The following is a 22,177-nucleotide window of genomic DNA, read 5'->3' on the forward strand; positions in this document are numbered from 1 at the left end:
CGGAACTGCGTTGTGTGGCCCCCTGATTGCCCGCGGCAGGCAGGCCCGCCACGAAGCCCGGCGAGGCTCTCACGAAAAAGCTGAACCGATGGTACATCCGCGCCGAACCGTGCCAACGGACCGATTCACGCGGCACGCGCCCGCCTGGAATGTGACCGTCCGCACACCGGTGCGCGGACGAGGGTCGGGTCGCGCGCGCCCGTCGGGGGCAGGACCCACCCCGGCCAGGGGCCGGATCAGACGCGCTTGCGGACCGCCCGCGCAGCGTAGTGGGCGAAGTACCAGCCCGAACGCAGCACACCCAGCCGTTCGCTCTCGCGGTAGATGCGCCACTGCCAGCGCGCCGCACGCAGCTTGTTCGCCGACAGCGACCCGGACCGGACCAGGTACGAGGCCAGCACGCGCTCGGGCGCCGCGCAGACCGCCTCGCCCGCCTGGCGCACCAGCCCCAGCCAGAACACGTAGTCCTCGTGACCCATGGCGCCGAACCGGGGGTCGCCGAGCGAGCGGTCGTAGAGACCGGTCAGGTTGCCGATGCAGTTGCCCTTGAGCATCCCGGCATAGGTCGCCCGCTCCGGCGGCCGCACCCGGGAGAGGACCCGCCCGGTCTCGTCGACCCGCTCGTAGGCGGTGTAGCTCACCCGCGCCCCGGCGGCGCGCATGGCCGCGAGCTGGACCTCCAGCTTGTCCGGGTACCAGGTGTCGTCGCTGTCGAGGAAGGCGACGTGGTGGCCGGTCGCGGCTTCGATGCCGGCATTGCGCGCCGCCGCCACGCCCGCGTTGCGCGGCTGGCGGATCGGCACCACGCGCGGATCGGCCTCGGCCTGGCGTTGGATCAGCTCCCAAGTCCCGTCCGTGGATCGGTCGTCGACCACCAGCAGTTCGACTCCGGCGTGGGTCTGCGCCAGTGCGGAGTGCATCGACGCCTCCAGCGTCGCCGCGGCATTGTAGGCGGGCATCACCACGCTCACCCGTTCCATCCGGACATCCCCTGCTTGGTCGAGGCGGTAAACGCGAAAACGCGCCCGGAGCGGGCATGCGCACCGGAAAGGCGCGCCGCGGCGTCCGGATATCATGCCGACCTGCGTCCACGAAGGATGCGCGTTCCGGCGTTGGCCGGCGGGGAGGAGCATGCGGTTCGTCGACGACGTCAAGGCCAAGTCCCGCTGGTGCTACGGCGACGACCGTCCGCGCACCCTGCTCAAGACCTTGCTGACCGACGGCACCTTCGCCATGGCCTGCTACCGGGCGATGCAGTGGTCGCAGGCGCACCGACTGGCACCGCTGGCGATGGTGTTCAACAAGCTCAATGCATTCTTCGGCCAGTGCATCATCGGCCGCGGGGCGGATTTCGGCCCCTGCTTCGTGCTGATCCACAGCCAGGGCGTGGTGATCAACGGCAGCGTGCGCGGCGGCGCCCATGTCTACATCGAGCACCAGGTGACGATCGGCGCGGAGAAGTACGTCTCGCCGCGGATCGGCGACCACGTGTTCATCGGCGCGGGCGCCAAGATCGTGGGCGCGGTGACGCTCGGCGACCACAGCCGGGTCGGCGCCAACGCCGTGGTGGTGCACGACGTGCCGGCGGGGGCGACGGTCGGCGGCATTCCCGCGCGCGTGCTGCGCCAGCGCAGCCCAGGCGAGGACGACGACGCCGGCCGCTGAACGGTGCGCAGGCGCCCCTTCCGGGCGTCGTCGCGGCACGGGCATGCGCTGCGTCTGCACGGCGAGCTGTCCGGTTCGCCGGCGCAAACCCGTACTTCGAGGCATGCGGCCGCATGGGGGGGCCGTGCGGGCCAGCGAGGCGGCGCCCGGCCGCACCGCCCGGCCGTCGCCCCACGCCGGGCGGCGGCGCGTCGCCGCGACGCCCCCGCGCACACGATGGAACGCATGAAGATCCTGGCGCTGACCAATCTGTATCCGAACCCGCTGCAGCCGCATCGCGCCGCGTTCAACCGCCACCGTTTCCGCTTCCTGGCCGAACACCACGCGTTGCGCCTGATCGCGCCCGTGGCCTGGCGCGACGAATGGGCGCTGCGCCGTTCGGCGGCCCGCATTCCGTCCGATCGGCGCACCACGAACGACGGCATTCCGGTCGAACATCCACGCTACTGGTACACGCCGGGCATGTTGCGCAGCCAGTACGGACGCTTCTTCGAGGCCTCGGTGCGCGGCGCGTTCGATCGCGCCGTGCGCGAGTTCGCGCCCGACATCGTGCTGGCCACCTGGGCCTACCCCGACGGCTGGGCCGCGGTCAGGCTCGCCCGCCGCCACGGCCTGCCGGTGGCGGTACTGGTGCACGGCAGCGACGTGCGGCGCATGGACGAATTCGCGGCGCGACGCACAGGCACGCGCGACGCATTGCGCGGGGCCGACGGTGTGATCGCGGTCTCGGCCGACCTGGCCGCGCGCGTGGTCGCGCTGGGCGCGGCCCCCGACCGCGTCGCCACCGTCCTCGACGGCGTCGACCGCACCCTGTTCCGCACCGGCGACCGCTCCGCGGCCAGGCAGCGCCTCGGGCTCGGCGACGACCGGCGCCACCTGCTGTACATCGGCAACCTGCTGCCGGTGAAGGGTGTGGACGTGCTGCTGGAGGCCTGCCGGGCCCTGGACGCGCAGCGGCCGGACTGGTGCCTGCACCTGGTCGGCGATGGCGCGGAACGTGCGCGCCTGGAAGCGCAGGCGCAGGCGCTGGGTATCGCCGGCAAGGTCGTGTTCCACGGTGCCCGCCCGCATGCGGACCTGCCCGACTGGCTGCGCGCGGCCGACCTGTTCGTGCTGCCGAGCCGGTCGGAAGGCATTCCGAACGTGCTGCTCGAGGCCTCCGCCTGCGGCACGCCCTATGTCGCCAGCCGGGTCGGCGGGATTCCCGAGATCGCGTCGCTCGGCGCCGGCGTGCTGGTCCCGCCCGAACAGCCGCAGGCGCTGGCCGAAGCGATCGGCCACGCGCTGGAGGCACCGCCCGCGCAGCCTGCGGACGGTCCGCGCGATCGGCGCGAAGCCGTGTCGGAGATCGCACGGTTCCTCGCCCGCACCGCCGCGCGCACGCGCGAACCGGCGCCGCTGTCCCGATCGGCGGCCGTCTGACGTTCTCTTATCCCAAGATCCCTGCAGCGCGGCTCCACCGGCGGCGCGCCATCCGCGAGCACAGACCTCCATGCCAGACACCAGCGGCCAACCGCGCCTGAAGATCCTGTTCCTGCACAAGCAGATCCTGTTCCCGCGCGATACCGGCGGCAAGATCCGCGTGCTGAACCTGCTCAGGCACCTCGCGCAGTGGCACGACGTGACCTACGTGTGCAACCTGCGCCAGGGCGAAGACGCGCTGCTGCCGCAGATGGAGGCGCTCGGGCTGAAGGTCGAGTCGGTGCCGGGGGAAGCCTCGCCGCACGGCAGCGCCCGTTTCCTCGCCAGCGCGGTGGCCAACCTCGCGTCCTCGCGGCCCTACGCGATCGACCGCAACTACGATCCCGCGCTGCGTCGCCGGATCGAAACGCTCGTCGCGCGCGAGCGCTTCGACCTGGTGATCTGCGACACCGTGCAGATGGCGCGCCACACCATCGGCCTGGACCTGCCGCCGACCATCCTGTTCCAGCACAACGTCGAGGCGCAGATCCTGCAGCGCCACGCCGAGGTCAGCCGCGGCACGGCGATGCGCGCCTACATGTTCAACCAGTACCGGCGCATGGCGGCGTTCGAGGGCGGCTGCGGCCGGCACTTCAACCACGTGATCGCGGTCAGCCGGCAGGATGCGGAGATCTTCCGCGACCGCTACGGCTGGCAGCACGTGGACGCGATCGACACCGCGGTGGACACCGAGTTCTTCCAGCCCGATCCCGCGCGCGAGCACGAAGGCCAGGTGATGTTCCTGGGCTCGATGGACTGGCTGCCCAACCAGGACGGCATGCGCTGGTTCTGCGACGAGGTCTGGCCGCGGGTGATCGCCCGGCGCCCGGACGCGCGCTTCCGCATCGTCGGGCGCAATCCGCCGCCCGCGATCCAGGCGCTGGCGCAGCGCCCGGGCATCGAGGTGACCGGTTCGGTGCCCGACGTGCGTCCGCACCTCGCCGACGCGGCCGTGGTGGTGGTGCCGCTGCTGGTCGGCGGCGGCACGCGGCTGAAGATCTACGAGGCGATGGCGATGGCGCGCGCCACCGTCAGCACCACGATCGGCGCCGAGGGGCTGCCGGTCGAGCCCGGCACCCACTTCCTGCAGGCCGACGCGCCCGAACGCTTCGCCGACGACGTGCTGCGCCTGCTCGACGACGCCGCGCTGCGCCACCGGATCGGCAACGCCGCCGACGCGTTCGTGCGTGCGCACTATTCCAGCGAGACCATCGCCCGCCAGTTCGAGGCGATCTGCCTCGACGTCGCCGCCCGCGCGCCGGACCACGCGGCCGCGCGGCCATCGCGCCCCGGCGCCTTCATTTCCACAAGCGAGCCATTGAAACCATGAGCAATGTTGCGGTATTCGGCCTGGGCTACGTCGGTTGCGTGACCGGCGCCTGCCTGGCGAAGGACGGGCACACCGTCATCGGCGTCGACATCGACGAGGACAAGGTGGCCGAGATCAACGCCGGCCAGGCTCCGATCCGCGAGAACGGCCTGGACGACCTGGTCGCGGCGCAGGTCGCCGCCGGGCGCCTGCGCGCCACCACCGATACCGCAGCTGCGGTGGCCGGGTCGGACGTGGCGATGATCGCCGTCGGCACGCCGTCGATGGAGGACGGCAGCGTCACCACGCACGTGCTCGAAAGCGTGATCGCCGGCATCGGCAACGCGCTGCGCGCCGCGCCGAAGACCTACCACGTGGTGATCCGCTCCACCCTGCTGCCGGGACTGCTGGAAACGCAGATGCAGCCGATCCTCGACAAGGCCCTCGGCCCGGATTTCCCCGCCGAGGTGGTCCTGTGCAACAACCCGGAGTTCCTGCGCGAGGGCTCCGCGCTCAAGGACTACTACCACCCGCCGTACGTGCTGGTGGGCACGGACGACGAGGCCCAGGCGCAGCCGGTGCTCGACCTGTACGCCGCGGTGGACGCGAAGAAGTTCGTCACCGACTCGCGCACCGCGGCGCTGGTGAAGTACGCCTGCAACAACTTCCACGCGGTCAAGGTCACCTTCGCCAACGAGATCGGCGCGGTCGCCAAGGCGATGGGCGCCGACGGCCATGCGGTGATGAAGCTGGTCTGCGAGGACACCAAGCTCAACATCTCGCCGGCCTACATGCGCCCGGGCTTCGCCTTCGGCGGCTCGTGCCTGCCCAAGGACCTGCGTGCGATCAGCCGCTTCGCCGAGCACGAGGCGCTGCGCCTGAACATGCTGTCCTCGGTGATGGCCTCCAACGAGAGCCAGCTCAAGCGCGCGCTGAAGCTGGTGCGCGACACCGGGCGCAAGCAGATCGGCCTGGTCGGCCTGAGCTTCAAGAACGGCACCGACGACCTGCGCGAGAGCCCGATGGTGGAGCTGGTGGAAACGCTCACCGGCTGGGGCCATTCGGTGAAGATCTACGATCCGAACGTGACCCTGGGCCGCCTGCGCGGTCGCAACCTGAGCTACATCGATCGCCACCTGCCGCACCTGGCGCAGATGCTGGTGTCCGAGCCGTCCGAGGTGCTCGACCACGCCGAGGTGCTGCTGCTGTGCACCGACGTGGCCGATGCCCACGACTGGCACGCGGACGGCCGCGGACAGGTGTTCGACCTGCGCTCCGATCTCGCGCGTCCCGTGCCTGCCAAGGCCGGTGCGGCCTCCGACGCCAGGGCCGCGCGCGCCGCCTGACCGCGGCCGCGGTCCGCGATTGCGACACCGCCTCCGCTCCCGCCCGGGGAGTGGAGGCGTCCGCGTTGTTCTGCCTCGAGACGTGGCGCCGCGCCCGCTTCGGGACCCGAGCCGGTACGCACAGGGGCAGGCCCGGCGATGTATGGCCCCATTCGGGGGTAAGACATCCCACCCGTCGACGCGAAGCTGCCGTCGCGTAGCCCGGATAAGGCCAAAGGCCGCATCCGGGGCGCGAGCGCGACACGCATGACGAACACCGATCCCCGGGTGCGCTCCGCTTACCCGGGCTAAGCGGAGGGTGCCGCCGTAGCCCGGATAAGGCCAAAGGCCGCATGCGGGGAGGATGCGTGCCGCCCATGCCGATCATCGGTTCCCCGGGTGCGCTTCGCTTACCCGGGCTACGCGAAGATGCCGCCGTAGCCCGGATGAGGCCATCGGCCGCATCCGGGGCGCGAGTGCGACACGCATGACGAACACCGATCCCAGGGTGCGCTCCGCTTACCCGGGCTACGCGGAGAGTGCCGTCGTAGCCCGGATAAGGCCATCGGCCGCATCCGGGGAGGATGCGCGCCGCACATGCCGATCGTCGATACCCCGGGTGCGCTTCGCTTACCCGGGCGACGGCCGAACTACTCCGGGAAGCGCGCCCGCATCCAGTCGTGCAGGTATGCGAACAACTTCTCCCGGTGCGCGCGCACGTAGAAGGTGTGGTCGCACTCGGGCCAGTACTCGCTGGCCATGTTCGGCGAATCCATCACGCTGCCGAAAGCCTCGCGCGCCTGGCGGCGATGGTTGTGGTACGAGGCCACGCCGCCGGTGTACAGCATCAGTACCTGGGTACCGCGCGCATCGAGCGCGTGCAGGCGGCCGACCGCCTCCTCCCGACGCGGGAAATCGCGCAGGTCGTCGTTGCCGACCGCGCGCGGCTCACCTTCGGACTTGCGCAGGCGCCGCCGAAGTGCCCGCCAGACCCGCGCGGGGTTGAACAGGCGCGGCAGGTAGTGCCGGATGCGGTGTCCGCGGGTGGCATAGCCGACGCCGTCGAGCAGCACCACGCCCGCCACGCGCGTGTCCTGCGGCGCGAGGTTGAACGCATCGTCTGCGCCAGAGCACACGCCACCGAGCACGAAGCGCGCGACACCGGTTTCGCGGGTCACGGCGTCCATCGCGGCGCCGATCTCGTCGCGTTTGCGGCTGTCGCTGATGCGCGTGGACAGCGGGCTGTCGCCGAGCCCGGACTGGTCGAAGCGCAGCACCACGTAGCCCTCGGCCGCCAGCCGGCGCGCCAGCTGCACGTACAGCCGGAACGGGCCCATGCGGTGCACCAGGCCTGCGTTGAGCAGCACCACGGCCGTGCGCCGCGGCGCCCGGCCCGCGGGGACGCTCAGCACGCCCACGAGTCCGTCGCCGAAGCCCAGGACGCGTTCGTCCAAGGGCGTCGCCGGTGCGGGAGGCGCCTGCACGTCGGCCGGTGTCGCGGCGCGCACGGCGCCCTGGATGCTCATGGAATCGGGTCCTGGATCAGGGAGGCGACTTCGGCCACGGTCCGCCGCGGGAACACCTGGGCTTCGAAGCGCGAGGCATCGCGCCAGTCGGGACGGTCGTCGGCCTGCAGGACGATATGCGCGACATCGATTCCTGCGCCGCGCTGCGCCTGCACGAAGCCCTCGACGGCGCCGGCGTCTTCCGCCCAGGTCAGGACCCGGACGCGGCTGCCGCGCGGCAACGCGGTGGCGGTGAAATCGAGCGCCTCGAGGTCCGCGAGCAGCGCCGGAGCCACGTCGAAGCCGTGCAGTTCGTCCTCGCGCGCCAACGCCCGGCCCTCGCGCAGGTAGCGGCCGGCGGCGGTCAGCTGCACGCGGTGCTGCGCGCGCCACTCGCCGAGCATCGCGGCGCCCGAGAGCACCGGATCCCACAGCACGAGATCGACAGGACCGCCCTGCTCCGCCACTGCTGCCAAAGCCGGAAGGCAGGCGCTGCGCAGCGCGAGCACGCGCACGCGGCCGCCGCCCAGTCGCGCCTGCGCCTGGCGCAGGTCGTCGCGCATGCCGTCCAGCGACAGCTCCAGCGCATCGCCCGCCGATTCACCACTGCCGTACCAGTCGAAGCGCAACGCGCGACCCCCGGCCGCGGCCAGCGTGTCGCACACCGTCCACAGCGCGCGCTGGCAGACCACGCCTTCCTGCAGCAGCGGTGCGGGCACCAGCAGCGCGGGCGTCGCATCCGCGGCGCCGGTGTCGCCGTGCAGCATGCCGAACAGCCGGCGACCGTCGCGGCCGAAGAACCCGGGCCGATCACGAACGGACGACACCGTCGCGGACGTGGCCTCCGCCACCGGCGCGGCGCCTGCGCCCGGCTGCGGTGCGAGTGCCGCATCAGGCAACGACTGCAGCGGGATTTCGACCGCCAGGTGGGCGAGCGTCTGCGTCGCCAGGGGCATCAGCCGGATGCGGTGGCCGGTCTCGCGCGAGACCCGGCTGGCCATCTTCGCCGCCAGCATCGAATGGCCGCCGAGGTCGAAGAAGTTGTCCTGCGGCGCGACCTCCACGGCGAGCAGCTCGATCCACAGGTCCATCAGGTAGCGTACGCGCGCGTCCTCATGCCGGCTGCGCGCGCGAGAGGCCGTGCCCTCCTGCGAGCGGAGGATCGAGGGTGCGGGCAGCGACTTGCGGTCGACCTTGCCGTTGGGCAGCAGCGGCAGCGCGTCGAGCACCAGCACGTGCTGCGGCACCATGTAGGCCGGCAGCGCCTGCCGCAGCGCGGCCAGCAGCGCCGCTTCCGCAGGCGCGGCAGCGGCTGACACTACATAAGCCACCAGCCGCTGGTCGCCGGGCTGGTCCTCACGCACGACGGCGACCGCGCGTGCCACCTGCGGCTGCGCCTCGAGCACCGATTCGATCTCGCCCAGCTCGATCCGGTGGCCGCGGATCTTGACCTGGAAGTCCATCCGCCCCTGGTGTTCGAGCACGCCGTCATGGCGCCAGCGGGCGCGATCGCCGGTGCGGTACAGCCGCGGCGGCAGACCGGTGCCATGGTCCTGCGGCGCGACCGTATCGGCGATGAACTTCTCCGCCGTCAGCGACTCGCGCGCGTGGTAGCCCAGGGTCACGCCGGCGCCGCCGATGCACAGTTCGCCCGACACGCCCGGGGGGCACGGTTGCCCGCGCGGATCGAGGATCCACACGGTGGTGTTGGCGACCGGGCGGCCGATGTGGATGTCGGGCGCCTGCCCGTCGCGCGCGTGGACACGCGCGCAGGTCGACCACACCGTGGTCTCGGTGGGACCGTACATGTTCCACAGTTCGACGCCGCGCTCGAGCAGCCGCGCGGCGAGATCCGGCGACATCGGCTCGCCGCCGCACAGCGCGCGCAGGCCCGGCGCCGGACGCCAGTCGGCCTCGAGCAGCAGATGCCAGGTCGACGGCGTCGCCTGCAGCACGGTCACCGCCTCGCGCGCGGCCAGCGCGGCGAGTTCCACGCCATCGGCGGCCTGCTCGCGGCTGGCCAGCACGATCGTCGCGCCGGTGGCCAGCGGCAGGAACAGTTCCAGCACCGAGATGTCGAACGAGGTGGTAGTGACGGCCAGCAGGCGATCGCCGGCGTCGAGGCCCGGCGCCTCGCGCATGGCGTCGAGGAAATTGAGGGCCGCCCCGTGCGGAACCACCACGCCCTTGGGTTTGCCGGTCGAGCCGGAGGTGTAGATCACGTAGGCCGGCGCGTCCAGGCCGATCGCGTCGGCGCCGGCGGGCGTGTCCGGGGCGCCGGCGATCTCGCGGGCATCGGCGTCGAGCAGCAGCAGGCGATCGCGCGGCAGGCCGAGCGGATCGGCGAGCGTGCCCTCGGCGACGACCTGCGCCAGCCCCGCATCCTCGACCATGTACGCGAGGCGGTCGGCGGGATACGCGGGATCGAGCGGCACGTAGGCCGCGCCCGCGCGCCACACCGCCAGCAGCGTCGCCACCAGGTCCGGGGTGCGCTCCAGGCACACGCCGACGCGGTCGCGGGGACGAACGCCGCGGGCCTGCAGTGCAGCGGCGATACGGCTCGCGCGCGCATGCAGCGCGGCGTAGCTCAGTTGGGCATCGTCGGTGCGCAGGGCCGCAGCCTCGGGCGCCAGCCTCGCACGCGCCTGCAGCATCGCGTCGAGGTTGGCATGCGGCGGCAGAGTGCGCGCGGTCGAGTTCCACTCGGCCAGGCGCGCGCGGTCGGCGTCGGACAGCAGGTTCGCGTCGCCGATCGCCTGGGTGGGCTGCTGGCAGAGCGATCGCAGCAACGCGCCGAATCGGTCGCCGATCGCGCGCGCGCCTTCCGGGGTGATGATGTCGGCGTTGTAGCCCATCGCGCCCGACAGCCCATGCGGGTGTTCCAGGAACCAGAGACCGAGATCGTTGGCCATGCCCTTCTGGAACATCAACAGGTGTTCGTGCTGCAGCGCCCCCCAGGACAGGTTGCGCGCACGCACGTCCTGGAACGAGAACACCGCCTGGTACACCGGCGAGCGCGCCGGATCGCGCGGGATCTTCAGCTCGCGCACCAGGTGCTCGAACGGCACGTCCGGGTACTCGAACGCCTCGACCACGCCCTTGCGCACCTCTTCGACCAGCTGCAGGAACGGCATCGCCGGATCCAGGCGGCGGCGCAGCGGCAGCATGTTGACGAAGAAGCCCATCACCCGTTCCAGCGCCTCGGACGGGCGGTTGCGGAACGGCAGTCCGACCACGAGGTCGCGCTGCCCGCCGAGGCGGTGCAGCAGCACGTAGTAGGCCGCCAGCAGGGTCATGAACAGGGTCGCGCCGGCGCGTGTGCCCACCTGCCGCAGCGCCTCGGTGGTGCCGGCGTCCACATGCACCCAGCCGGTGCCGCCGACGCCGCTGGCGCGCGCGGGTCGCGGCAGGTCCTCGGGCAGGTGCAACGGTTCCGGCACGCCCTCCAGATGCTGCGCCCAGTGCCGCAGCTGGCGGCCCATCGCATCGCCGTCGAGCGCCTGCGCGTGCCAGGCGGCATAGTCGCCGTAGCTGGTTTCCAGCGCCGGCAGCGGCGACGGCCTGCCGGCGGCGAAGGCCTCGTACAGCGCGGACATCTCGGCGTAGAGGATGTCGAACGACCACCCGTCCCAGATGACGTGGTGGGTCATGAAGTACAGCACGTGGTCGTCGTCGCCGAGGCGGTACAGCCGCGCGCGGAACAGCGGCGCGCGATCGAGCACGAACGGTTCGGCGGTCTGCGCCTCCAGGTCGGCCATCAGCGCCGCCATGCGCTCGGGCTCCGGCAGGTGGGACAGGTCCAGCGGCGGCAGCAGCGGCATCTCGACCGCGTCCAGCACCTGCTGCATCGGGCCGTCGCCGTCTTCCACGATGATCGTCCGCAGCACGGCCTGGCGCCGCACCATCTCGTCGAAGGCGCGCGCGAATGCCTCCTCGTCCATCGGCCCGCGCAGGCGGTGCGCCGACGGCGTGTTCCAGGTCACCCCGCCCGGTTCCATCTGCTCCAGCACCCACAGGCGCTGCTGCATCGGGGTCAGCGGCGCGCGCGAGGAATCGGCGCGGCGCGGGATCACGGGCGCGGCGCCGGTGCCGGCACCCGACGCGGACTCACCGGCGCGCAGCACGTCGGCCAGGCCGCGCGCGGTGGGGGCCTCGAACAGCTGCCGCAGCGACAGCGGCGTGCCGGTCTCTCGGGTCAGGCGCGCGCACAGCTGCGCGGCCAGCAGCGAATGGCCTCCGGACTCGAAGAAGCCATGGTCCAGCGCCAGCTCGGGGCGACCCAGCACCTGTCGCATCGCGCCGAGCACCTGCGCCTGCAGCGCGTCCGTCGGCTCGGCGGCGATCCCGGAGGTCGCAACGGAGGCGTCCCCGGCCAGCGTCGAGGGCGCCGGCAGCGCCTTGCGATCGACCTTGCCGTTGGGCAGCAGCGGAATGGCCGGCAACCGCACCAGATGCTGCGGCACCATGTAGTCGGGCAGGTGCTGGCGCAGGTGCGAGAGCACGTCGGCATCGGAAGGCGCCTGGCCGGGCGCGGGGACCAGATAGGCCACCAGGCGAACGTCGCCCGGGCGGTCCTCGCGCGCGAGCGCCACCGCACGGGCGATGCCGGAATGCGCGAGCAACTGGCTCTCGATCTCCCCGAGCTCGATCCGGTAACCGCGCACCTTGACCTGGAAATCCAGTCGCCCCTGGTGTTCGAGATGACCATCCGGGCGCCAGCGGCCGCGGTCGCCGGTGCGGTACAGCAGCGGTGCGTCGACCCCGGTGCCGAAGCCGCGCGCGGGATCGGCGAACGCATCGCGCAGGAAGCGTTCCGCGGTGAGCTCGGGTCGCGCCAGGTAGCCCAGGCTCACGCCCTCGCCGCCGATGCAGATCTCGCCCGGCACGCCACGCGGGCACGGCTGGCCGTGCGCGTCGAGGATCCACACCTGGGTGTTGGCGATCGGACGGCCGATGTGGATGTCCGGCGGGCCTGCGTCGGGCGCGGGCAGCACGCGGGTCGCGGTCGACCAGACGGTGGTCTCGGTCGGCCCGTAGAGATTCCACAGCTCACCGCAGCGCGGCAGCAGATCGCGTGCCAGGTCCGCCGGCAGCGGCTCGCCCCCGCACATCGCCTTGAAGCCCGCGCGGCCCTGCCAGCCCGCCTCCAGCAGCAGGCGCCAGCCGGCCGGCGTGGCCTGCATCGCCGTGGCGCCGGAGTCCTCCAGCAATGCGAGCAGCGCGAAACCGTCGACCACCGTGTCCTTGCCGGCCAGGACCACGGCCGCGCCGACCGACAGCGGGAGCATCAGCTCCAGCACCGCGATGTCGAACGACAGCGTGGTGACCGCCAGCAGGCGATCGTCTTCGCCCAGGCCCGGCTCGGACTGCATCGAGGCGATGAAGTTCGACACCGCGCGATGCGGCACCTGCACGCCCTTCGGCCGACCGGTCGAGCCGGAGGTGTAGATCACGTAGGCCGGCGATTCCGGCGACGCCGCACCCGCGTCGCGCGCGAGTCGCGCGGAGGGCAGCGCGTCGAGCGCGAGGCCAGGATCGTCGAGTGCGAGCACCGGTCGTCCGCGCAGATCGAACCGCTGTGCATGGGCACGCTGGGTGACCAGCGCGGCCAGGCCCGCGTCGCCGGCCATGTAGGCCAGGCGCTCGGCCGGGAACTGCGGATCCAGCGGCACGTAGCCCGCGCCCGCCTTGAGGATGCCCAGCAGCGCGCCCAGCATGTCCGTGCCGCGATCCAGCGCCAGGCCCACCAGCGCGCCCGCCTGCACGCCGTGCCGGCGCAGCAGGTGCGCGATGCGGTTGGCGCGCGCGTCGAGCGTGGCGTAGTCGATCCGCGCCGCGCCGTCGTACAGCGCGATGCGCGCGGGCGTCCGGTCGCACTGCGCCTCGAAGCGCTCGTGCATCAGGCAGGCGCGGTCGAACGCGACCGGCGCCGGCTGCAGCGATGCGAGTTCGTCGAACTGTGCGCGGTCGACCAGCGGCAGCCGCGACACCGGCTCCTCGGGTGTCTCGCACGCGGCGCGCAGCAGGGTCTCGAACGCCCCCAGCCAGCGCCGCACGGTGGCGGCATCGAACAGGTCGGTGTTGTACTGGGTCTCCAGCCGCAGCCGGCCCTCCACCTGCACCGCGTTGATCGAGAGTTCGAAATTCTCGAAGCTGCGCGCATTGGTGGTGAAGTCCAGCGCCAGGCCCGGGAAGCCGCTGCGCTCCTGGTCCAGGGCCTGGTCGATGTTGAACATCACGTTGACCAGCGGTGCGCGCGCCGGGTCGCGTGGCACGTGCAGCTTCCTGAGCAGGGTGCCGAAGGTGTAGCGCTGGTGTTCGATCGCATCGAGCAGCAGCATCTGCGCGCCGTCGACCACCTGCGCGAAGCCGGCGTCCGGCGCCAGGTCGAACTTCAGCGGCAGCAGGTTCACGCAGTGCCCGACCAGGTCCTCATGGCCATCCACCGACTGACCTGCCGCGGGGATGCCGACCACCACCTGGTCCTGGCCGGCGAGGCGCGAGACCACGGTCGCGAACGCACCGAGCAGGGTCGCGAACAGGCTCGCACCACGACGCGCGCCCATGCGCCGGATCGCGGAGACGAGCGTCGCGTCCAGGACGTGGTCCTCGCGGCGCGAGGCGAAGGTGCGGCGCGCCGGTCGCGGACGGTCGGTCGGCAGTTCCAGCACCGGCAGCGGTCCCGCGAACTGCGACAGCCAGTAGGCCTCGTCGCGGCGGAAGTCCGGGCCCTGCGGATGCAGCGCCTCGGCCAGCGCATAGTCGGCGTACGGTTCGGCCGCGGGCAGCGCCTCCGCACCCTGCGCATAGACGGTCCCGAGTTCGCGCACCAGCACCCACCACGACCAGCCGTCGCAGACGATGTGGTGGGCGTGCATCAGCAGCACGTGGTCGTGCGCATCCAGGCGCAGCAGTTCGGCGCGGAACAGCCGTCCCTGCTGCAGGGCGAACGGTGTTTCCACTCCGAGCCTGCGATGTTCGGCCAGCGTGGCTTCGCGTGCGTGCGCCGGGATTGTCGACAGGTCGGTCAGCGGCAGCGGCAGCGGCGCCGTATCCAGTACGCAGAAGGTTTCGCCGTCCGGCCCGAATCCGGCGCGCAGCGCATCGTGGCGGTCCACCACCGCCTGCAGCGCCTGCCGCAGGCGCGCGACGTCGAGCGGCCCGCGCAACTGCAGCGAGACCGATTCGTTGTAGGCCAGAGACGCGTCCTCGCCCAGTTGCGAGGCCAGCCACAGTTCGCGCTGCGGCTCGGTGGTCGGCGCCACCCGCGCCAGCGTGCCGCCGGCGAAGGGATCGTAGTCGACGGGGGTGACGGCAGCCGCGCGCGACGGTGCGGGTGCGCTCACGCCCCCACCTTGAGGTACTGCCCCGGCGTTGCCGGGTCGGGCACGTACCAGGCCGGACGTCCCTCGGGATCGCGGCCCAGGCGTGCGCCCGGCACGGCCGGCGCCTGCGCGTCCATCACCGTGCGCGACGTCGCCGCGCTGCGCGGCAGGAAGCCGGACTCCTGCAGCTCCTGCACCGAAGCCTTGTAGGCATCGATGATCGCGCGGAAGTCCGCCTCCGCGTGCGCGGTGGTGAAGAAGCAGGGGAAGTTGTCGAGGATGTGGATGCCGCGGCTGCGCATCATCGCGAACAGCAGGTCCTGCAGCGGATGGTCTTCCTCGAAGTGGGTGCGCCACAGCGAGGCGAAATGGCGCACGCGCACGGGCGCGCCGACGTCCTCGCAGAACGCGTTGATCTCCTCGGCCATCGCCGTGGTGCGCTCGTTGAGGCGCTCCTGCAGGGCCGCGCCGTGCTGCTTCATGTGCAGCAGCGATGCCTTCGCCGCCGCGAGCGTCAGCGGATGGCGCACGAAGGTCCCGGCGAAGTAGGTCACGCCGACGGTCGGCGTCGAATCGTCGCCGTAGTCCCAGTGGCCGCCGTCCAGCGCGTCCATGAAGGCGTGGCTGCCCGCCATGACGCCGATCGGGAACCCGCCGCCGACGACCTTTCCGTAGGTCGCCAGGTCGGCGCGGATGCCGAACAGCGCCTGCGCGCCGCCCGGGTGCGAACGGAAGCCGGTGATCACCTCGTCGAAGATCAGCGCGGCCCCGGCGTCCGCCGTGATCTGCCGCACCTGCTTCAGGAATTCGACCGGCTGGAAATCCGGGCGTCGGCTCTGCACCGGCTCCACCAGCACCGCCGCCAGCTCATGCGCGCGTTCGCGGATGATCTCCAGGGTCTCGGGGGTGCCGTAGTCGAGCACCAGCACCTTCTCGGCGGTATTGCGCAGGATGCCGGGGGCGGCCGGCACCGCGCGCAGCTTCTTGGTGCCGCGCACGATCACTTCGTCGTTGATGCCGTGGTAGGAGCCGGAGAACACCACGATGGTCTCGCGCCCGGTCACGGTGCGCGCGATGCGCATCGCGCCGAGCACGGCCTCGGAACCGGTGTTGCACAGCGCCGCGCGCTCGTGGCCGGTCAGCTCGCACACCAGCTGCGAGACCTCGCCGGCGAGCGGGTGCATCGGTCCGATCTCGTAGCCCGCCTCGACCTGACGCTGCACCGCCTCGACCACGAACTCCGGCTGCCAGCCGAACAGGCTGGTGCCGAAGCCATTGAGCGCATCGACGTACTCGTGCCCGTCGATGTCCCACACCCGCGCGCCCTTCGAACGTTCGACCACGATCTGGTACACGATCTCCTTGGTCAGCGGCCGGAAGCCGGTGACCACGCGCGGATCGGCCATGTGCGCGCGATGCTGCTGCGTGTACGCCTTCGATTTCGGCGTGCGCGCGGTGTAGCGGCGGACGAAGGCGTCCAGGCGCTCCCGCTGGTGCGGTGCAAGGTCGACGCCACCGGCCGCATCGATGCGTGCGATCGCGCCGAAGGCCTTCTTGAGGTCGTAGCGCGTGTGCGCGAGCGCGGCTTCTTCGTCAGTGGCGCCCGTGGCCGTCGCAGGCGACGGGTCGGCCAGCGCCGGAGCCGCCGCCGGGGCCGTAGGTGCCGCCGCCTGCGCCATCGCGACCGGTTGCGCGGACGCCACCGCCGCGACCGGCGCTGCAATGGCCGGAGCACCTCCGGCGAGCAGGGCCAGCTGCTGCGACATCAGCTGCATCTGCTGCGCAATCAGGCCGCGCAGTGCGTCGCCGTCGGCCATCGACGCGATCGGCGCGGCCGCGAACAGCGTGGGCATGGCAGGGGCCGAGACCGGAGCCGCGACGGTACCCGCAACCGGGGCGGCCGCCGCCTGGGTCACGATCGACTCGACGGCCACCGCAGCGGCCGCAGTTGCCACCGCCGGCTCCGGTGGCAGTTGCGCATCGAGGCCGGCGACCAGGCGGTCGAGTGAGCTGTACTCGCCCATCAGCTGGCGGAAGCTGATCTTCAGCGCGAAGGTCTTCTGCAACTGCAGCGCCACCTGGGTCAGCATCAGGCTGTCGAGCCCGAGTTCGATGAAGTTGGCATCGCCCTCCGCGTCCGACAGGTCGAAGCCGGCGACGTCCTCGAACACCTCGCGCACGTCGGCCAGCAGGCGTGGACGGCGGTCGATGGCGACGGCGGCGGACGGGACGGACGTGACGACGGACATCAGGGGCTCCGGAGCCGCGCGCGCGGCCAAGGCAGGATGGGGAACGACGTTGCTGGCGGCCGCGACCGGCGGCTCTACCCAATAACGTCGTTTCTCGAACGGATAGGTCGGCAGCCGCACGCGCAGGCGCCGTGGACGCCGGTCCAGGACCACAGGGTCCAGCCCGGCGCCGTGGGTCCACAGCTGGCCGAAGGCGCCCAGCAGGGCCGCGTGCTCGCCGTCGGGGGCATCCGCCAGCGACGCCACGGCCGGGATCCGCTGCGTCTGCAGCAGCGGCTGTTGGCGCGCCAGCGCGGCCAGGGTATTGCGCGGCCCTACTTCCAGCAGGATTTGGCCGGCGCCACGCTCGAGCACCCGCGCGATCGCGGCGGAATAGCGCACCGGTTCGCGCAGGTGGCGCGCCCAGTAGTCGGCCGAGGTGGCCTCGGCCTCGCCCAGCCAGTCGCCGGTGGCGGTGGATACGATCGGGATGGATGGCGCGGCGCGGCGCAGCGCCTCGACCGCGGCGCGGAACGGCGCCACCGCCGGCTCCATCATCTCCGAGTGGAACGCGTGCGAAGTCCTGAGCAGTCGGCAGGCGATGCCTGCGCCCTCGAGCTCGCTCCGGAACGCGTCGATGGCGTCGTGCGGGCCGGCGACCACGCAGGCGCCGGGCGCGTTCTCGGCCGCCAGCGACAGCGCCACGGGCAGCCTGGCCTGCAGCGCCTCGAGCGGCAGCCTCACCGAGAGCATCGCGCCCGCCGGCTGCGCCTGCATCAGCTGCCCGCGCCGCGCCACCAGCCGCAGCGCGTCGCCCAGTTCGAACACGCCGGCCAGCGTGGCGGCGACGAATTCGCCGACGCTGTGGCCGACCATCGCCGCGGGACGCAGCCCCTGCGCCATCCACCAGCGCGCCAGCGAATACTCGATCGCGAAGACCGCCGGCTGCATCACCGAGGTCGGCAACAGCGCGTCGCCATCGTCGCCGAACACCAGCGCATGCAGGTCCAGCTCGCCCTCCAGTACCGTCGCGCAGGCCTCGAAGGCGTCGCGGAAGGCGGGTTCACGCGCATGCAGGACGCGGCCCATGCCCGCGTACTGGCAGCCCTGCCCCGGGAACAGGAACACCACCTCGGCCTCGCGTGCCGGCCGGCACTTTAGCGCTGCGGCAGCGAGCTCCGGACCGCGCAGTTGCGCGATCGCGGAGGGCGCATCCTCGACCGCGAGCGCGAGCCGGTGCGCGAACGCCTTGCGGCCGGCCGCCAGCGTCCACGCCACGTCGGCGAGGTTCGCGTCGGGCTCCGCCTCCAGGTGCGCGGCCAGGCGCGTGGCCGACTCGACCAGCGCCGCCGGCGTGCGCGCCGACAGCACCAGCAGCTTGGCGCCGTCCACGGCTTCGGACGGGGCGATCTCCGGCGGCTGTTCCATCACCACGTGCGCGTTGGTGCCGCCCACGCCGAACGAGCTCACGCCCGCGCGCCGCGGCGCATCCGCCGGCAGCGGCCAGTCCAGCAGCTCGCCGCTGGCGCGGAACGGCGTGGCGGCGAAGTCGATCACCGGATTGGCGGCGCGGAAGTGCGCCGTCGGCGGGATGCAGCCGTGGCGAAGGGAACAGGCGGTCTTGATCACGCCTGCGGCGCCGGCCGCCATCAGGGTATGGCCGAGGTTGCTCTTGACCGAGCCGAGCACGCAGAACCCGGTGTCGGCGGTGCCAAGCCGGAACGCGCGCGTCAGGCCCTCGACCTCGATCGGATCGCCCATCGGCGTCGCCGTGCCGTGCGCCTCGACGTAACCGATGCTGCGCGGCTCCACGCCGGCATCGGCGTGCGCCATCGCGATCACCGCCGCCTGGCCCTCGCTGCTGGGCGCGGTGAAGCTGGCCTTGCCGGCGCCGTCGTTGTTCACCGCCGCGCCGCGGATCAGCGCATGGATCGGGTCGCCGTCGGCGATCGCGTCGGACAGGCGCTTGAGCAGCACCACCGCCGCACCATCGCTGAACACGGTTCCTGTGGCGTCGGCATCGAAGCTGCGCGTGCTGCCGTCGGCCGAGAGCATCCCGCCTTCCTGGTAGACGTGGCCGCTGGCGACCGGGCAGGTGATGGCGATGCCGCCGGCCAGCGCCATGCCGCAGCGCCCCGCACGCAGGCTGTCGACCGCCTGCACGATCGCCACCAGCGAAGTCGAGCACGCGGTGTGCACGCTGATCGCGGGTCCGGTGAGGTTGAGCTTGTGCGCCACGCGGGTGGCGATGTAGTCCTTCTCGTTGCCCAGCATCACCTGGAACGCGCCGAGCTTCTCCACCAGGTCCGGGTGGGCGGCGACGTTGCGCTGGAAATAGCTGGCGTTGTACATGCCGGCGAACACGCCGACCGGCACCGTGGTGGCATCGGGCACGTGCCCGGCACGCTCGATGCACTCCCAGCACAGCTCGAGGAACACCCGCTGCTGCGGGTCCATCAGCTCGGCTTCCTTGGGAGAAATGCCGAAGAACGCGGCATCGAAGCTGTCGAACCCCTCGAAGACGCCGCGCGCGGGCACGTAGCCCGGGTCGGTGCGCAACGCCTCGGGAATGCTCGCGTCCAGTTCGCCCGGGGCGAAACGGGTCACGCCGTCGCGGCCTGCGCACAGCGCCTCCCACAGCGCTTCCACCGAGGCTGCACCGGGAAACCGCCCGGCCATGGCGATGATCGCCACCGGTTCGTCCGCGGGTCCGCGGCGTGCCGCGATGCGCGAAGCGTCGAGCACGGCCGCGCCGGCGCCGGCGGACATCTCCAGTGCCAGCAGCGCCGGCGTCGGCGAGCGGAACAGCGCCATCGGCGGCACGTCGCCCACGCGCTCGCGACGCGCGCTTTCCAGCACCCGGATCGCCAGCAGCGAGGTTCCGCCCAGGTCGAAGAAGCTGTCGTCGCGGCCCAGGTCCTCCAGGTCGAGCACGTCGGCGAAGATCCGGCACAGCGCGGCTTCGACCGGCGTGCGCGGCCGCGCGTATGCACCGGCCCAGTCCGGCCGCCCGCGCCCGGGACGCGGCAGCGCCGCCCGGTCGAGCTTGCCGTTGGGCGAGTGCGGCAGCGCATCGAGCTGCACGTAGGCCGCGGGCACCATGTAGTCGGGCAGCTGCGCGACCAGTTCGCGCCGCAGTCGCTCCAGGTCCACCGGCGCGCCCGGGTCGACCGGCGAGAGGTAGGCCACCAGCCGTTTCAGGCCGGGGACGTCCTCGCGCGCCAGCACGCCGGCCTCGCGCACGCCCGGCATCGCCATCAGCCGCGCCTCGATCTCGCCCAGCTCGACCCGGAAGCCGCGGATCTTGACCTGGAAGTCCTGGCGGCCGAGATACTCGATCTCGCCGTCCAGCAGCCGCCGGCCGAGGTCGCCGGTGCGGTACATGCGCGCCTCGCCCGCCACGAACGGATCGGGCACGAAGCGGTCGGCGCTGAGGTCGGGGCGCGCGAGGTAGCCGCGCGCCACCACCGGCCCGGCGAGATACAGCTCACCCACGACGCCGTCGGGCACCACCCTGCCCTGCGCATCGAGGATGTAGACGCGTGCGTTGGCGATCGGCCGGCCGATGCTCGGAAGCCGTGGCCAGGCACCCGGATCGGACCCCAGCGTCAACGCCGTGACGACGTGGGTCTCGGTCGGGCCGTAGTGGTTGTGCAGGCGGCAGCCGGGGAGGTGCTGGAAGAAGCGGACGATCTTCGGTTCGATGCGCAGCTGCTCACCGGCCGTGATCACCTCGCGCAGCGCGCAGTCCAGCGGCGCACCGTCGCGCAGCGCGGCGAGGTGGCCTTCCAGGCCTTCGGCCAGCATCTGCAGCGCGAAGTACGGCAGGAACATGCGCTCGATGCGGTGCTCGACGACGAAGTCGAACAGCTTGCCGGCCGACAGCCGCGTGTCCTGGTCGACCAGGTGCAGCTCGCCGCCGGTGGCGAGGGTGGCGAACACTTCCTGGAAGCAGACGTCGAAGCCGAGCGCGGCGAACTGCAGCGTGCGCAGCGGCGCATCGTTGCCCGGCTCGCGCACCTGCCAGTGCACCAGGTTCGCCAGCGGGCCGTGCGGCATCGCCACGCCCTTGGGCTTGCCGGTGGAACCGGAGGTGTAGAGCACGTAGGCCAGGTCATCGCTGCCGACGCCCGCTTCGGCGGCATCCAGGTCGTGCGACGGCAGCTGGGCCCAGGCGGGTTCGGGGGCGGCCAGGTCGAGCACCGCGAGGGTCTCCGGCAGTTCGCCGAGGACCGAGCGCGCGTCCTGCGCCATCCCCGCCATCGTCAACAGCACGCGCGGCGCGCTGTCCGACAGCGTGTAGGCGAGCCGGTCGGCCGGATAGGTCGGATCGAGCGGTACGTACGCGCCACCGGCCTTGAGCACCGCCAGCAGCCCCAGGACGACCTCCACGCCCCGGTCGACATAGATCGCGACGCGCTCGTCGGCGGTGACGCCCAGGCTGCGCAGGTGCCGCGCCAGTCGGTTGGCGCTGGCGTCGAGTTCGGCGTAGGTGAGCCGGCGCGTACCCTGTACCAGCGCGACGGCGTCGGGCGTGCGCGCGACCTGGGCCTCGAACAGGCGGTGCACCCCGGCCACTGCCGGGTACTCGACCGCGGTGTCGTTGCCGCGCGCCACGGCCGCGACGGCCTGCGCCGGGTCGAGCAGGTCGGGCGACTCGATCGATCTCCCCGCGGAATGCGCATCGCTTCCGTCATTCGAGGCTTCCTCGACCAGGGCGCGCAGCAGGTTGTGCCAGCAGGCCAGCCACAGGCGCGCGCGCGCGTCGTCGAGCGCCGCGCGGTCGAAATGGAGCGTCACGTCGATGCGACCGCCGGCATCTCCCCGCCCGGTCTCCAGCCCCAGCACGGTGACGCCGGGGCGCGCCGGTAGCGGTGCGCCATCGGAGAAGATGGCCTGCCAGGGACGCGCCGCCTCGGTCTCGCCGAGCGCGTCGGCATGCGCGGACGCGTCGCGCACGAGCTGCGCGGCCGATTGGAGACAGGCGGACCGTTCGACGCCGTCCGGCCACTGGAACCGCAGCGGCAGTGCGCGGCCGTCCGCGGCGACGTGCTGGATGACGAAATCGGCCTGGCCGGACAGCCGGCGCAGCAGTAACGCGAACGCGGTCAGCAGCACCTCGCCGGTCGCCAGGTTGCGCGCGGCGGCGACTGCGGCCACCTGCCCGGCCAGCAGGAGATCGACCGTGTCCTCGACGGCCCCCAGCCCCGCAGCAGCATCGGGCGACGCCAGTCCGATCGATTCCGGTGCGCCAGACAGCACCGTGTCCCAGTCACCGATCGATTCGTTCATGCCAGCGCACCCCGCCCGGCTTCATGCCGGCTCTGGGGCTGGAAACGCATTGCGCACGGTGCGGCGG

8 protein-coding genes are annotated in these 22,177 nt (G+C 72.2%); 4 read left to right on the plus strand and 4 right to left on the minus strand.

The features are described from left to right. Positions 1 to 236: 236 nt before the first annotated feature. Positions 237 to 980 (minus strand): glycosyltransferase family 2 protein, encoded by a 744-nt coding sequence (locus tag QFW81_RS08290; RefSeq protein ID WP_280578232.1) that lies wholly within the window; start codon positions 978 to 980, stop codon positions 237 to 239. 151 nt (positions 981 to 1,131) lie between these two features. Between QFW81_RS08290 and QFW81_RS08295 the strand changes: the two genes are divergently transcribed. The 4 genes from QFW81_RS08295 (at position 1,132) to QFW81_RS08310 (ending at position 5,781) form a co-directional block, all read left to right on the plus strand. After that, positions 1,132 to 1,665, plus strand: coding sequence for a serine O-acetyltransferase (locus QFW81_RS08295; protein WP_280578233.1), 534 nt, complete (start codon positions 1,132 to 1,134; stop codon positions 1,663 to 1,665). Between the two features lie 225 nt (positions 1,666 to 1,890). Continuing rightward, a complete protein-coding gene (locus tag QFW81_RS08300) occupies positions 1,891 to 3,087 on the plus strand; it encodes a glycosyltransferase (RefSeq protein WP_280578234.1) in 1,197 nt (398 codons plus the stop codon). 70 nt (positions 3,088 to 3,157) lie between these two features. Next, on the plus strand, positions 3,158 to 4,456 hold the full coding sequence (locus tag QFW81_RS08305) for a glycosyltransferase (protein ID WP_280578235.1): 1,299 nt from the start codon (positions 3,158 to 3,160) through the stop codon (positions 4,454 to 4,456). After that, positions 4,453 to 5,781, plus strand: coding sequence for a nucleotide sugar dehydrogenase (locus tag QFW81_RS08310; RefSeq protein ID WP_280578236.1), 1,329 nt, complete (start codon positions 4,453 to 4,455; stop codon positions 5,779 to 5,781). Before QFW81_RS08305 ends, QFW81_RS08310 begins: the two co-directional genes overlap by 4 nt. 629 nt (positions 5,782 to 6,410) lie before the next feature. On the opposite strand, the gene QFW81_RS08315 is transcribed toward QFW81_RS08310, so the two are convergent. The 3 genes from QFW81_RS08315 to QFW81_RS08325 are packed head-to-tail and all read right to left on the minus strand — an operon-like array spanning position 6,411 to position 22,110. Continuing rightward, the gene (locus QFW81_RS08315; RefSeq protein WP_280578237.1) at positions 6,411 to 7,286 is read right to left on the minus strand and encodes an alpha/beta hydrolase family protein; all 876 of its coding nucleotides are present in this window, start codon (positions 7,284 to 7,286) and stop codon (positions 6,411 to 6,413) included. After that, positions 7,283 to 14,611 carry a non-ribosomal peptide synthetase gene (locus QFW81_RS08320; RefSeq protein ID WP_280578238.1) on the minus strand — a complete coding sequence of 2,443 codons (7,329 nt, stop codon included), beginning with the start codon at positions 14,609 to 14,611 and terminating at the stop codon, positions 7,283 to 7,285. Before QFW81_RS08320 ends, QFW81_RS08315 begins: the two co-directional genes overlap by 4 nt. After that, entirely contained in the window at positions 14,608 to 22,110 is a 7,503-nt protein-coding gene (locus QFW81_RS08325; protein WP_280578239.1) for a polyketide synthase, read from the minus strand. Before QFW81_RS08325 ends, QFW81_RS08320 begins: the two co-directional genes overlap by 4 nt. Between the last annotated feature and the right edge of the window lie 67 nt (positions 22,111 to 22,177).

It is taken from the genome of Luteimonas kalidii, assembly GCF_029887935.1.
Classification (GTDB): Bacteria; Pseudomonadota; Gammaproteobacteria; order Xanthomonadales; family Xanthomonadaceae; genus Luteimonas; species Luteimonas kalidii.